Here is a 14,934-nt window from a genome sequence, read left to right on the forward strand (position 1 = left end):
CAGCAGTTCAAAGTAACTTCCGAGCTGCTGTCTTTGACGATTTCATGTAAATGGCTCCTGCGCCTCCTGATCCATCTTTCATGCAGTTTCATTGAATGAAAGATGCCTATTCTAGCTGAATCTGCAACCGTCCACGCATTAAGTTTTGTACAGAGCTTGCATTTACTAGACGACCGGTCTATTATATAGAAACAGAAGAAGGGAGGCTACCTATATGTTGACAGAACATGTTTTTGTCGGAAGCGTTTTTATAGCAGGATTACTATCTTTTTTCTCACCATGCATCCTCCCCTTACTTCCTGTGTATATGGCTCATCTCGGTGCGGTTTCACCTAGAAGTAACGCAAGGGCAATTCAATTAGGAAAGATGAAGCTTCATCCCCATTTGATCGGTAATACCTTATTTTTTATATTAGGCATCTCTTCCGTCTTCCTACTACTTGGATTTGGGGCAGGAGCCTTGGGGACGGTTATCAATAGCTCCTCGTTTATCGTCGTTTGTGGTGCCATTGTTGTTGTATTCGGGATCTTTCAGACAGGTCTTATCCAACTGCTCTTTCTACAGCGGGAGAGAAAATTAACGATTTCAACGAGTGAGAAGAAAGGTTTCACAGCGGCATTCTTGCTTGGCTTAACCTTCAGCTTCGGATGGTCGCCCTGTATCGGTCCTGTATTAGCTGCTGTACTTAGTCTTTCTGCAAGTGAAGGGTCGTCGCTGGTTGGCGGAGGATATATGCTCGTGTATACGCTCGGATTAGCCATTCCATTTCTAATTCTCTCGATCTTTTCAGATTTACTATTAAGGAAGTTAAGAAAACTGAATGCCTATACACCAGCAATAAAAGTTATATCTGGGATCTTGCTTATTGTGATGGGCGTATTACTCATGACGAATAACTTGAATATATTTGCTCTTATTTTTAACTAACTAGGGAGGCGATTCTATCATGATGATAAAAAGAAATTGGATGATCTCTATAGCTATCTTGCTTACGCTGCTAGTTCTCACAGCTTGTGGAAGTACGCAAGCTGCACAGCCAGAGAATTCACCGCGAACTGCTCTAAATAAAGGACAGGCTGCACCTCCGTTTACATTGAAAGACTTAGATGGTAAGAAAGTAGATCTAGCTAGCTTTGCTGGGGAAAAGGTTTATGTGAAATATTGGGCTTCTTGGTGTTCGATCTGTTTAGCCGGGTTAGATGAAATTGATGAATTGGCCAGTCAGGACAATGATTTCAAAGTAATTACGATCGTTAACCCTAATTATCGAGGTGAGCAATCCTCCGAGCGTTTTACCAAGTGGTTTAAGGGGCTGCAGGCTGACCAAACAGGAACTCATGTAACCGTTTTGCTAGATGAAGATGGGAAGTGGGCTCAGAAGTTTGGGGTCAGAGCCTATCCATCCTCGTACTACGTCGGTTCTGATGGCATTCTGGCCAAATCGGTGCCAGGTCATAACGCGAATAGTGCGATACGAACCAATTTTGGCGACATTCATTGATGATTGAAGCTTCTAGGAGGAAATAAAATGAGAAGATTTATTCATATAAGTAGTTTGCTGCTCCTACTGTTTGTTACAGCTTGTGCCAGCCCAAGTTTCACTTCACAGTCTACAACGAAAGCTACGAAAGCGAATACAGGACCTACAACTACCCGTTCAGAAAACCCGAATGATGCTATTGATTACTCGAATAGCAAGCTGCAAACGATCTATTTGGCTGGCGGATGTTTCTGGGGCGTTGAAGCTTACATTTCACGTATTCCTGGTGTACAGAATGTAACTGTCGGATATGCTAATGGTATAGGCGAAAATCCCACTTATAAGGATGTTGTTCGGGAGGATCGTAAGTTTGCTGAGGCCGTTGAAGTTAAGTATGATCCGGAACGAATCCCGTTATCCGACCTGCTAAAACGTTTCTTTAAAATTATTGATCCAACAAGTTTAAATAGACAAGGGAACGATGCAGGGATTAGTTATCGTTCCGGCGTTTATTATCAGAATGAAAACGACATCTCCGTTATTAATGAAGTCATGGCTAACGAGCAGAAGAAATATGATAAAAAGATCGTCACAGAAGCATTGCCGTTAACGAATTATTACTTAGCTGAGGAAGAGCACCAAGATTATTTACTGAAAAATCCAAACGGCTACTGCCACGTTGATTTGACGATTCTTGATAAGCGTGAAACCGTTAAAGTAGACCCTGCTTTGTACACACGACCGAGCAACGAAGAACTGAAAGCGAAATTATCGGATCTTCAATACAAGGTCATTGTACTCGGAGCTGAAGAACAGGCTTTCTCCAATGAGTACTGGAATACGTACGATCCTGGCATCTATGTTGATATTGCAACAGGAGAACCTCTTTTTTCTAGTCGTGACAAATACGATTCTGGCTGCGGGTGGCCCAGCTTCACTAGACCCATTGATCCCGATGTTGTAACTTATGAAAAGGATACACGATATAACTTAGTGCGTACGGCGCTTAAGAGCCGTGTAGGCGGCATTCATCTCGGACATGTGTTTGATGATGGCCCAGCCGAGTCGACAGGAAAAAGATATTGTATCGATAGCGCCTCTATCCGATTTGTTCCACAGGATAAGATGCAGCAGGAAGGCTATGGATATTTACGTGCAGCTGTAGAATGAATAGATGCAAAAAAAGACCGGGAGCACTTCTTACAAGTGCTTCCGGTCCTTTCTATATGATCTCGTCTTTATTGGTAGACTTCTATCTCAAATAAAGAGTAACCATATTGCGTATTACGTTGGGTTCCCGACATTTTGACATACCTAGCGTTGGTTGGGCTGAAGTCAATGTTAACAATGCCGCCTTTTCCGGTTGTCGTTGCATATACAGGTGACCATGACTCGCCATCCGTGGATACTTCGACTGTGTACGCTTTTCCAGAAGCATTTTCCCAGTTCAAAATGACGTTGCTAATTGAAACCGTTGCTCCCAGATCAACGCTTATCCATTGTGGATCGCTGAATGCTGACTCCCAGCGAGAGCCTTTATTACCATCCACCGCATCACTGCCACCTCGCAATGGGTTCTCGGACGTGAGCGTCGGCTTGTTCAGAGCAAGATTAACTGCCAAATTCGGCGTGATCACCTGTTGAACCGAAGCTTCGCCAAATCCAGTCGCCGGAATGCTGATCACGTAGTTACCAGCTTCTGTGAATAAGGAAGCATCTAGGGTGATTTTCCCCGGTGTTACGGTATATTTCGCTGTGTTTAACGCAGCTCCATTGACCTTCACCGATTGGATAGCCTCTCTCCATGCCGCATCATCTACATAGGTAATTTCAATCGGCTGACCTGTCGTATTCTTCGTTGTATCTGCCGTTATTACAGGTGTTGTAACGGGTACTGTCGGTGCGGTTTCAGCGCTGCCATACACTTCAAATTCAAAAAGTGAATAGCCATATTGCGTTGTCCGTGTCGTACCGTTCATCTTCACATATCTTGCGCTCTCTGGAGCAAATGTAAGATTATCGATAACTGCCTTACCTGATGCTGTCGCATAAACCGTCTTCCATGTTACGCCATCCAAGGACACTTCCAGCGTATAGCTCTTTGCTGCTGCATTTTCCCAGTTCAAGCGCACAGAGTTAATGATATGCTCCACGCCCAAATCAACTGTGATAAACTGTGGATCGCTGAATGCTGACTCCCAACGGGAGCCTTTATTGCCATCCACCGCTTTATTCCCGCCTTGAAGCGGATTCTCAGAGGTGATCGTCCGTTTGTTCAAAGCAAGATTAAGAGCCAAATTCGTGTTGGTAGTCACTTCTTGCTGCACGATAGCATCGTTGTAGCCTGATGCTTGAACGCTGATGGAATAGCTGCTAGCCTCTGCAAATAGGGACGCGTCCAAAGTCAATTTCCCCGACGCTACGCTATACTGAGCAGCAGACACAATCGCTCCGTTTAGCTTCACTGCGTTAATCGCATTACGCCATACCGCATCGTCCGCGAAGGTGATCTCGATCGGTTGACCGATTTTATTCAACGTCGTATCTGCGTTCATTGTAGGAGCTGCTAACGCATTAGATGGGTTACCGTATACTTCAAACTCCCACAACGAATAGCCGTATGCCGTTGTCCGTGCTGTACCATTCATCTTCACATATCTTGCGCTCACAGGTGAGAACGAAATGTCGTTGATACCTGCTTGACCCGAAGTTGTCGTATAAACGGTTTTCCAATTAGCTCCGTCTGTGGAAACCTGAACCGTATAACTCTTGCCTGCAGCATTTTCCCAGTTCAGAAGTGCACGGCTTATGGTGTGCTCTGAGCCCAGATCAACCGTGATGAATTGAGGATCGCTAAATGCAGATTCCCATCTTGTATCCTTGTTTCCGTCAACCGCTTTACTGCCGGCTTGCCCAGAATCCGCCGAAGTGATTGTCGGTTTGTTTAGCGCAAGGTTCACAGTTGAGCTCGTGATGATAACTTGCTGAACGACAGCCGGCGAGTAGCCTTTTGCCTCAATCGCAATCTCATAACTGCCGACCGCAGGGAATACCGAAGCATCCAAGGTTACCTTGTCTGCTGCAACACTATACTGACCTATGTTCAGTACGGTTCCATTGACCTTCACAGCGTTGATCGCACTACTCCAAGCCGCATCTGTGTTAAATGTGATGTCTATCGGCTGGCCGACTCTATTCATAGTTGTATCTGACGTTAAGTCCGGTGTATCCAGAACACCTGAAGGGGTGCCGAATACTTCGATTTCCCAAAGGGAGTAGCCATATTGCGTTGTTCGTTTCGTACCGTTCACTTTGACATATCTAGCATCCACAGCTGGGAACGTAATGTCATCGATCCCTTCATGTCCGCGTGTTGTCGTGTAAACAGTTGTCCATTCTACACCATCCTTAGAAACTTGAACCGTGTAGTTTTTGCCTGCGGCATTTTCCCAGTTCAAGCGTACACGGCTAATTTTATAGGCCGATTTCAGATTAACAGTAAGGAACTGTGGATCGCTGAAATCAGACTCCCAGCGCGTATCCAACTTGCCATCTACGGCAAAGGCTCCACCTTTGTTCGCTTTCTCCGAAGTGAGGGTTGGTTTATTCAACGCAAGGTTTACCGTGGAACTCGTGATTACATTTTGCTGAATCGCAGCATCCGGATATCCTTCTGCTGAAATCGCAATCGTATAGCTGTTTTCTTCTACAAATAAGCTGGAATCCAATGTAATTTTACCTGGTGCTATGTGATATTTCGAAGCATCCACGTTGTTTCCATTCACTTTTACCGCTTTAATCGCATTTCTCCATGCTTCATTATCAGCATAAGTCAATTCGATTGCTTGACCCGTCGTATTCTGTGAGGAATCCGGTGTTAATTGTGGTGCTATCTTCTGATTCATGTCGCTAACTTTCGTAGGATCAACTTTCACAAGGCTTTTCGGACCTACAATTGCAGAGCCGGTTACGCCAGCTGCGTTATGGAAAGTAACCGTAACAGGAGCATTCGTCGGGTTCCAAATCATTGATGAATACGTTGTACCCTTTTTGTAAACCGTAGCTCCAGACCATCCTGTCGCCCAAATCTCGTTGGAACGCTGACCCAGCGTGGCCATGTTATGAACGAACCAATACGTATCGAAAATTTCGTTCTTCTGTGTACCTTCAACTGTCCATTTATTAAGAACACTTTGTGGATCGCTTAACGATTGGATTGGCCAAACGATGTGCTGCCACGTATCCTCAGGACCTTTTTTATCGGTAACCATACCGTTATACAAGTTAGCCGCTTTAGCTGGATTGAAGCCATAGCTAGTCAAATATTCGCCAGTAGGCAACCAGTGGATACCATACACATGTACAGGATCTCCGCTGAAGAACGTACCAAAATTATAGGCACTTCCGTATACTTGACCGACCGATTTGTGCTTAAACCCTGGCAGCCAGTTGTCGTTGTCGTAATTGAACCAATATTGCTCTACAGCTTTGAGTTCAGTAGTGAAGCCATAGATAGCAATATCGCGAGTAGCTTTATTACCGGATAGCAAGCTCCACATGTACTCGCCGACCCAGCCGAAGAGTGCCTCGCCCGCTGCTTCTTGGTTATTTCCGCTGTTATTGTCTCCATATCCGCCAGCCCATGAATGACCTTCATACGGATCGAAGTTACGAAGGAACGGATACAAAGGATCGTTTTTGGATGGGTTGCCATAATCACGAATAAGGTGATCAACCATCTCGCCATAATTATCTTTAAAATCTTGGTCATACGTTGCTAGAATAGCGGAAGCAAACGCATAATAGCCATATGTAAAATGGTGGTCCGTTAGTCCTGTGTTTGCACCGAATTCACTTGATTTGTAATACATAGTACCCCAAGTCGGATCGTAATACATGAAGTATTCCGGTTCGCCCTTCGTGTACGTATACCAGTCGGTTAATATCGTTTTCAATCTGCTTAGGAACACATTTTTATAATAGGTATCGCCAATTTGATCGGCAATCAGTACACCCATAGCTAAAGGATGGAGAACTTTTCCTTGCCAATAAGCATCGCCAGCCATGATATTTTTGGAAGTCGACTCATCCAGGAAGTCCAATTGCTCTAGCAAAGCATTACGTGAGTACGTTGGATCACTCGGCTCCGTAAACTGAGGCACGATCCCATAAAATTTATCTACAGTGGTAAAAGAATTGCCTTCATGCACCTTCAATGTACCTCGAATGGACGCATAAGCAAGATTCGTCAGCGTGGACTCCGTCAACTTCCATTGATGCGGCAGCAAGGTCATCAAGGTTGTTGGTGCTAAATCAGCCCGCTTCTGGTCAATCGTAACTTCGAATTTCGTCGTAACATCCGATGTATTTTCGTTAAAGTTCGGAGTTACCGTCGTATTCGTGACGAAAGCATACGCATGTTGATAGAAATAGTTCAAATCACCAGCTGTTGGAATGGTAGCTAAAGATAAATAATTTTGCCCATTACCCAGTCGAACTTTGATTTTGCCCCCTACTTTCGTAAAGGTAGAACCTTCCGGTGCGAACACGCCGTAGTGGCGAGTAACGGTTTGTGGTTTCGGAGCGCCATCCAAGTTGGTGACTGTGAACCCGATATGGTCCGCTTTTACAGTAGCACCCTCCGTTGCCAAGATCGCATTGTTGTTGTCATCGAAAAACTTCGTTGTAGCAGGAAAGTATAATTCCGGTGTTGTAGGATCACTGAACTCGGAGTATAGATAAGGCGAGCCTTTGACAAAAGTCGTTTTCATTTTTTCTGTCTCATTGTCGCTTAATACAACAGTGGCTGCCCAGTCGCTATACCCGGATATTTTGTTCTTGATGCGGGATGCACTGATGTTGCCAGACATCAAGTAAACATCGGGATCTCCACCTGCGTATTGCGAGTTCCCACTCTCATCCACCCAGCCCGTGCCGGGGTTCAGAATACTAAGACCTTGGTTCGTATATTTGGATTTAAGCGGAAGTGTGATGAGACTGTCACTCAAATCTTTAATCAATACCGACTGCCACCAGTCATTGGATGCAATCGGCGCAGCGACATTATCCGTTTTATTGACCGGCGGTCTAGGCTGAGGCATTGAAACATCGTTTGTTAAATAACTGCCCTTTCCAACGTTTACCGTAGAAGCAGTAGGCAGTGTCGGAATGGTATACGTTGGTTGAGGATCCCCTGACACGTAATCATACACGGAGAAATTGAATAGCGAGTAGCCGAAGCTAGTCGTTCTGCTAATGCCTTTCATTCTCACATAGCGGCCACTAGCATAGACGGGCGTGTCCATTAAACCTTCTCGTCCGTTCATTTCTCTGTAAATTGTTCGCCAATTGACAGCATCATCCGATACTTGAAGGTCATAAATTCTACCTGCTGCATTTTCCCATTCCAAACGAATTCGACCGATCGTGTGAACGCTTTCCAAGTCCACATACAACCACTCATCGCTCGTGTCTCGGGAGGACCACCTTGTTTTTAAATCCCCGTCTACCGCATTTTGTGGGATCATCAGTGGTTTGTCTTTCTCAGCAACTTGGTAGGAGGAAGCGACAACTGGTTTCTTTAATGCGACATCCTCACCTAGAACAATTGGCCGAGGATTACTTCCACCTGTACCGTATACCTCAAATTCATAAAGTGAGACACCATAATTTCCAGCGCGCTCGAGTGACAGCATCCGAACATAACGCCCAGCTCCCGTTAGCGCAATCGTATCTACGCCTCCATCACCGGTCTTGTTCTCGTAAATATCTTTCCACTCTGACTCATCGCTCGATACTTGAATCTTATACGATTTGGAATAAGCATTCTCCCAACGAAGAACAACTTGATCAATGGTTGCCGCAGCACCAAGGTCAACATAAATCCACTGCGGGTCTGCACTAAAGGCACTCCCCCAACGAGAGTCTTTGTCTCCATCTACCGCTTTGTCTGGTGACAATCCTCCCTCCATCGAGGAAGCATACGTTGCTCCTTCATACGAGATCAGTTGCGAAGTTCCGGCAGCTTTTGCAGCCGTTGCCCTTGGGGTAGGTACAACGTTAAATACGCTAAGTGCCATGGATGAAGCGATTGAGAAAGTAATCATCTGAAAAAACTTCTTGCGCATACTTCTAGCTTGTAAAGCCATACCTATTTCTCCTCCTTAGATGTTACCCCTGTGGGGCTCAAGCTGTGATGACAGTCATGGGCAAAATGGAACGATTATACGCAAATTTTGTCGACTAGTTTTCACAGCCTGATTATATTCTCCACTGGTAAAATAAAACAATGAGCCCATCTACCTAAGGTTTCGAGTCTAGCTAGTCCAACTTATCTGTATGCAGAAAGCACAGTAGCCCCATTTTCACATACATTTTTTAGGCGAGTTAAAACCACAAATCCAAGATGTACACTGCACTCATCGCGTGTGCATCCCCTCGATTATTTTATGTAAATTAATGGGTATAACTGCCTATAAAATGCTATTTCTGTTTGTAAGTTCTATATTATATTTTTTATGTAAAAAGATAACATATCATTTTACTGAAGTTCCATAAAAACATTGAAGACGCACATAAACAGAACCAGCTAATTTTCACTGGAACTATTTCCCATTTAAAATGATGCGTGCTAGATCACTTTACCTGTTTTGAATGTTTAGCCATCGATAAAAAGAGATCACTCACACAACTTCTGGCAAGAGATCTAGATTCAGGTGTTGCTCCCATACCCACGTACTGACATGCTCCTCGACTACAAATCCCAATGGTTATAGCCGCTTTTTCAGCTGGTGGAAACTGACTGAACTTGAATTCCAGCGGGCCTTCCTTTAGTTCAATGTAACCAACATTTTCAACAACACCTACTTGGCATACCGGACAATTGCAAACACCCATGATGTCTTCATCCTTTTCTGTTCTGACTGTTCAAGCCCCAACGAGATACGTTCGCAACTTGAAGGATCGGCGATGGTGATTTTCATCATCAAAAAGCTTCTTTTTTAGGTAACAGAAAACTATCCGTAGCATAACATATAATTACATATTTAACTAGTTATTTAGTCTTTTATGTCAACATTTCCATATGCTTTTTGGGGTGATTTGTTTTTATTTTGTAGAGTGATGCGATATAATAAAGCTTGTCGAGCTACAGAAAGGTGATCATTCATGGACGAAAAAAAGCTGCCACTTCGAGTAGCTCCTGACCTAGCCTTTAATGTGAATACGCAAGTCAAGGAACAATTGAAATGGCTGATTGGTATTGGCCATATTGAACCTGGCGATATGCTTCCATCCACAAGTCAATTGGCTGATGAATTAGGGCTTAATTTAAATACAATTAATAATGCTTTCACTCAACTTCGTTATGAAGGGCTTGTCACCATGCAGAGAGGGCGCGGCACGCAGGTTGTAGATGGGATCCAAACGGAAAGGCTCCGAAAGGAACGGCTTTCTATGCAAAAGCTGTTAGAGAAAACCATTTGTGAAGCCGTTTCCGCAGGCCATGATTTACAGCAACTTTTCACGGCCAGTCTCGCATATGTACTGTTGAGCACGCCTCGAACTCAAGGGAAGTTACATGTTGTTCTTGTCGAATGCAGAGAACATGACCACCATTTCCTCCGTGAAGCTATTGAACAAGCAACCGATTGTACCGTGTCGTTGCTCTTTCTAGAGGATCCTTACCCGAATGGGGATGAGTCTGACGAAATACTGCGCCATGCTAATTTCATTATTACGACTCTTATTCACGAGGATGAAGTCAAGTCCCGCTTCGCCTGCTATGACAAAAAAATAGTGGTCATCGGCACTACCGTCGACACTTCCTGTCTTCTCCAAATTTCCAGGCTAGAATCGGATACGAATGTCACGTTCGTTTGCCTTGGTAAAACGGGCGGAGAATGGATGGCGAACCAGGTGCGTGATGCGGGTATTGATCACATTCACTTTGGGACATTAGGCTGGAATGACCGCGAGGGATTGCCCGGTGTATTGCAGCAATCTGATATCATTTATGCTTCCTCCTCTGTCTTTCCTGAATTAAAGAAGTTAGCTTCCGAGAAAGTGGAGTTGTTCCCCATCCGATTAGAGAAAACCAGCAAAAGCTTATTAGACGAAATCTCCAAGCAAGGCATTAGACGCTAGAAGTACAACTGTCTGCAAGGATCTCCTCCCCCTGTATGGCGTCTACCTTTAATTCTTCCTTAACTCACCATTCGTTACTCTTATTACGTATACAAAATATCCCCTTCAATTCCACTCATCCCTCATGTTTCATAAGGTTGGTTTGAGTGTAGTTGCAAGGGGATATTTGTCTTTTTTTATCCTACTTTAGGTGTAATCGATGGTGATACCATAGCCATACGGTTTTTCAACGATAGGAATAAGGTAAGAATTGCAAGGAATGCCACAACGATAGCCAAAATCCATATCGCATTGTTAAAGCCGAACGCCGTGGAAGCTACCCCGCCACCGTAGGCGCTGAGGCCTTGGAACAAATAAGCAACGACCAACACAGCGGAGATAAACTGTACGCGGTACTGAGCAGGCGAGTTGATAACGACAATCCCGATTCCTCCAGCTGCAGAGAACCCATAACCAAGTCCACCTAGGACCGACGAGACCATGAACAGAGCGAAAGAATGTAATTCCGAAGCGCTAACCAACATAACGACTGTTAAAAAGACAGCGATCATGCCAGCCCGAATGGATGTCCTTGGCCCTAAACGCCCTGCGATGGTTGCACTCACAGCACCAAGTAGATACGATATCGACAGAACGACTCCAATCACTAGAATGTCATTCGTTCCAACGACATCACGCGCGATCTGCGCTCCTAGCGACAAAAACACAGCACCATTGGCGAAACCCGCTCCTACTGCTAAGGCGGCTAACGCATAAAGTCCCCATTGTCCTGGCGGAATTTGAATGCCTTGCGGCTTCCAGCCCGTTTTTCTGACCGCTTTATTTTGGGGAATGAAGAAACATAAGCCCATGCTAATCAACACTATGGCGGTCAAAACCCAGTAACTAAAATGCAGTGGTGATGGGGCATATTTAATGAGAACTGCACCGATAATCGTTGCAAAAAACAGCCCACTAGCTTGTGTGATGGTATTAATGGATCCAGGATATTTCTGATTGGACTTCGGGTTAAATTCGACAAGTGCCGCGGCGCCAGATCCTGCTGTCAGCCCAACCCCAATACCTTGTAGTATGCGACCGCCAAATAGCCAAAATACATTCGGGGCTGAGGCGAAGGCTAATGCACTTATGAGAAGAAAAGTGAGTCCAATCAATAACGTGTTCCTGCGACCAATGTAATCCGATATGTTTCCTAAAATAATGAGGACCAGAATTAGCACGATCGGATAGGTCGCGAAAATACCTGTTGTTACTGCTTTGGAAAGATGCCACTCCGAAGCATAAATGGGAAAAACAATCGAAGGAGCTGTACTTGCCCACAAGCTAACTGTTAAGATCCAGGCAACCGCCCAGAAAGCCGCTTTCGTTGACAATGTTTTCATTCACGTTTCCTCCTTCACATTACGTATTTCTACATCCTGCAAATGATAGAAATCTAATCTCGTTTACTCCTTGTCTTGAAATAATTGTGGGTACAAGCTCGCTACTCCACCTGCTAGGTTTTTCTGAATCTTACGACTCGTATCATCAGCTAGGATCTCCAAACTATCGGCTTCAATGCCGTCAATAGCAATTTTGGCGATATCCGTAGGATTAACTTTTGGCGCTTGAATATCCGCAGTCATATCTGTATCCATAAACCCAACGTGCAGACTGATGACTTTTATATTACGAGGAGCCAAATTCAGTCTCAGTACGTTAGTTAAGCCCCATTCCGCTGCTTTGGCTGCGGTATAAGCACCTGCACTATCAATGCTGAACCAGGACAGGGCTGATAGCACATTCAGAATGCTGCCTCCACCATTACGCTCAATAATCGGTGCAAATGCACGAGTCATGGCAAGCGTTCCGAACACGTGCGTATCGAATTCAATATGAATGGTTTCCAAATCACTCTCCAACAATGATGCACCCGTCGAAGATCCTGCGTTGTTAAGTAACAATGTCACATCCGTTGCTATCTCCGCGGCAGCTGCGACCGATTTCGGATCCGTAATATCTACTTGGAGCGGAATTGCACCAGGAATATCAATTGTCTCTGGGTTTCTAGCACCGGCATATACTTTAGTTCCTCTAGCAATCAGTTCAAGCGCTAATTGTCGACCAAGTCCTCTGTTTGCTCCAGTAATTAATGCGATTTGATTTGACATGTTCATTGTATTTCCTCCTGCTCATTTTGTAGTATTTTAAATCTAGTTAAAGAATGATCGTTCTTTAATGGGGTAAAAAAATGTGTTCTGTGCTCTGCCCTACGCGATATAGCATACCTCATTTAAGAACGTATGGTCAATAACTATTTCTAACCATTCCTTATATAAATAGGTTCTCCATCTCACAATCGCATTATACTTGCGGAAAAATGAGGTTATATCAAGAATGATCATTCTTAAAATATCGATACAATACCAATGGCTATGGCATCTTACATGAAGATAGACATAGCCACCGCGACAGCATCTTCCAATACTTTGCGATCTGTAGCTGTTTTGGCCAAGACCAGCAAACCATTCCTTGTGTTTAAGAGAAACCGAGCCAGCTCACGAATCCCATGCTTGCTTTTGAGGGCCCCTTTTTGTTGGGCTCGAATCAAGAAATGATAGAACGACGTTTCCATATCGATCATGTAAGCTTCTACACGCAGAGATATGACTGGGTCACTGTTCCCTATGTTCATCGCCGTGTTGGCCACAAAGCATCCGCGGCGTTGATTTTCATCCTCAAGTGACAAATCAATCAACTTCGTAAAGAAGCGCTGGAGTACTTCCTTAGGCTCTCCCTCTTCTTCGAGGATGTGGAACGTACGTTCCTTCGCTACCATCCGGAAACGGTCTAAGCACGTTAAGAATAATTTCTGCTTATCCCCGAAAGTATCATACAAGCTTCCACGGTGAACACCGGTATGCTCAACCAAGTCTTGAATAGATGTTCTTTCGTATCCCTTCTCCCAGAACAGCTCCAGCGCTTTATCTAACGCAGCTTCCTGATCAAACTCTTTGGGTCTAGCCATCGTCGATAACCTCCTTCCCCTGCTATCATACATGTTTAAGAATGTTCAGTAAAGAATGAGTGTATACCATTTATTTTCTTGAACATACTATTATTAATTCAGCTTAGACTCACTAGCTCACTCTTCGGGGTACTATTATAATTTTAATAGAAATAGCCGTTCCCTTCCGACTAGGAAGCAGAGCGGCGATTTTTCAATACTAACGTTCCATCCGCTTCTTGAACTCGGCAGGTGTCAATCCGAACTGCTCCTTAAAAACTTGAGAAAAGTGAACGCTATTGTCATAGCCTACGTCATTAGCGATCTCATAAACTTTTTTATCGGTTCCGAGCAGCATTTCCCTTGCCTTGCCCATACGTATTTGAATCAAATAGCTCCATACGGTTGTACCGGTTTCTTGTTTGAAGATTTGAGCAAAGTGATTCCGACTAATGGCAACCTGATCTGCAATCTCTTGCAGGTTCAGCTTTTCCGCATAATGCTTGTTGATAAAATCCTTCACTTCCTCAACAGCACGACGTGTCGGATGGTCCTTCATCGCCTTCGATACCGCAAATATGCGATAAGCCCCTTCCTCCAATCGACGCACCGCACATAAGCGAAAATAACTACGCACCTTCTCCTGCGGAATCGTTTTTTCCCACAACCCAAGATCCTTACCCTCTTGCAACTCAATCCGGACTTTTTCCTTCTTAAGCTCCTCAACGATCATTTCGAGCCATGCCATCGATAAAGGATTGAGCAAATAGAAGCGTTCACCAGCCAAGCTCTCGAGCATATCGAGGGTGTCGACCACTAGCAAGGGCAGCGATTCAAACTGAACGGTCTGCATCTGATTAAGCCAACGATGTACCATGCTTTGATGGTGAGGAAGGGATCGCATGAGCTGAATGCTCGCTTCTGCCCTCCTTCGGGAGGATACTTCTTGGGCTGCCCTCGCTAGTGCGCCATCCAACTGTTGCTGATCGACCGGCTTAATAATATAATCGAGAGCACCTAGCCGCATGCTGGATTTGGCAAAATCAAACTCATCGTAGCTGGATACAACTAACGTGGTCATCCAAGGATAACGTTCGTTAACATGTCCGATCAATTCCAGCCCGCCCATAATCGGCATCTTCACATCCGTCAAGCATATATCTGCATAATGAGCATCAAGCCAATTCAGCGCACTTACACCATTAACGGCTGTTCCAGCGACGACCGTTTCTTCGCTATATTGCTCTACTTTACTAGAGAGGCTTTCTCGAATTAGCGGTTCATCATCGACAATCAGCACACGCAGCATAAGGGTTATCGCTC

Annotated in this window: 10 protein-coding genes; 4 read left to right on the forward strand and 6 right to left on the reverse strand. The window is 44.6% G+C overall.

What is annotated here, in order from left to right; genetic code table 11:
• Positions 1-214 precede the first annotated feature (214 nt).
• Genes AC58QM_RS30095 through msrA form a run of 3 tightly spaced genes read left to right on the forward strand, consistent with a single transcriptional unit; the run spans position 215 to position 2,651 of the window.
• Positions 215-928, forward strand: coding sequence for a cytochrome c biogenesis CcdA family protein (locus AC58QM_RS30095; RefSeq protein WP_497288453.1), 714 nt, complete (start codon positions 215-217; stop codon positions 926-928).
• 19 nt (positions 929-947) lie between these two features.
• Positions 948-1,502 (forward strand): redoxin family protein, encoded by a 555-nt coding sequence (locus AC58QM_RS30100; RefSeq protein ID WP_497288454.1) that lies wholly within the window; start codon positions 948-950, stop codon positions 1,500-1,502.
• A gap of 27 nt (positions 1,503-1,529) precedes the next feature.
• Positions 1,530-2,651 (forward strand): peptide-methionine (S)-S-oxide reductase MsrA, encoded by a 1,122-nt coding sequence (gene msrA, locus AC58QM_RS30105; protein ID WP_497288455.1) that lies wholly within the window; start codon positions 1,530-1,532, stop codon positions 2,649-2,651.
• A 68-nt stretch (positions 2,652-2,719) separates the two neighbouring features.
• Here the strand turns inward: msrA and AC58QM_RS30110 are convergent, their stop codons facing one another.
• Together AC58QM_RS30110 and AC58QM_RS30115 are read right to left on the reverse strand one after the other, a co-directional pair.
• Entirely contained in the window at positions 2,720-8,629 is a 5,910-nt protein-coding gene (locus AC58QM_RS30110; protein WP_497288456.1) for a galactose-binding domain-containing protein, read from the reverse strand.
• Positions 8,630-9,116: 487 nt separating this feature from the next.
• Entirely contained in the window at positions 9,117-9,377 is a 261-nt protein-coding gene (locus AC58QM_RS30115; protein WP_497288457.1) for a hypothetical protein, read from the reverse strand.
• Between the two features lie 270 nt (positions 9,378-9,647).
• Here AC58QM_RS30115 and AC58QM_RS30120 point away from each other — a divergent pair, with 270 nt between their 5' ends.
• A complete protein-coding gene (locus tag AC58QM_RS30120) occupies positions 9,648-10,625 on the forward strand; it encodes a GntR family transcriptional regulator (RefSeq protein ID WP_497288458.1) in 978 nt (325 codons plus the stop codon).
• 176 nt (positions 10,626-10,801) lie between these two features.
• On the opposite strand, the gene AC58QM_RS30125 is transcribed toward AC58QM_RS30120, so the two are convergent.
• The 4 genes from AC58QM_RS30125 to AC58QM_RS30140 form a co-directional block, all read right to left on the reverse strand.
• On the reverse strand, positions 10,802-12,007 hold the full coding sequence (locus AC58QM_RS30125; RefSeq protein ID WP_497288459.1) for an MFS transporter: 1,206 nt from the start codon (positions 12,005-12,007) through the stop codon (positions 10,802-10,804).
• A 63-nt stretch (positions 12,008-12,070) separates the two neighbouring features.
• Positions 12,071-12,781: an SDR family oxidoreductase gene (locus tag AC58QM_RS30130; RefSeq protein WP_497288460.1), complete on the reverse strand. Its 711-nt coding sequence runs from the start codon at positions 12,779-12,781 to the stop codon at positions 12,071-12,073.
• 266 nt (positions 12,782-13,047) lie between these two features.
• Complete coding sequence (locus AC58QM_RS30135; RefSeq protein ID WP_497288461.1) at positions 13,048-13,632, reverse strand: TetR/AcrR family transcriptional regulator; 585 nt, start codon at positions 13,630-13,632, stop codon at positions 13,048-13,050.
• Positions 13,633-13,831: 199 nt separating this feature from the next.
• On the reverse strand, positions 13,832-14,920 hold the full coding sequence (locus AC58QM_RS30140) for a response regulator (protein WP_497288462.1): 1,089 nt from the start codon (positions 14,918-14,920) through the stop codon (positions 13,832-13,834).
• Between the last annotated feature and the right edge of the window lie 14 nt (positions 14,921-14,934).

Source organism: Paenibacillus sp. J22P165, from assembly GCF_059692015.1.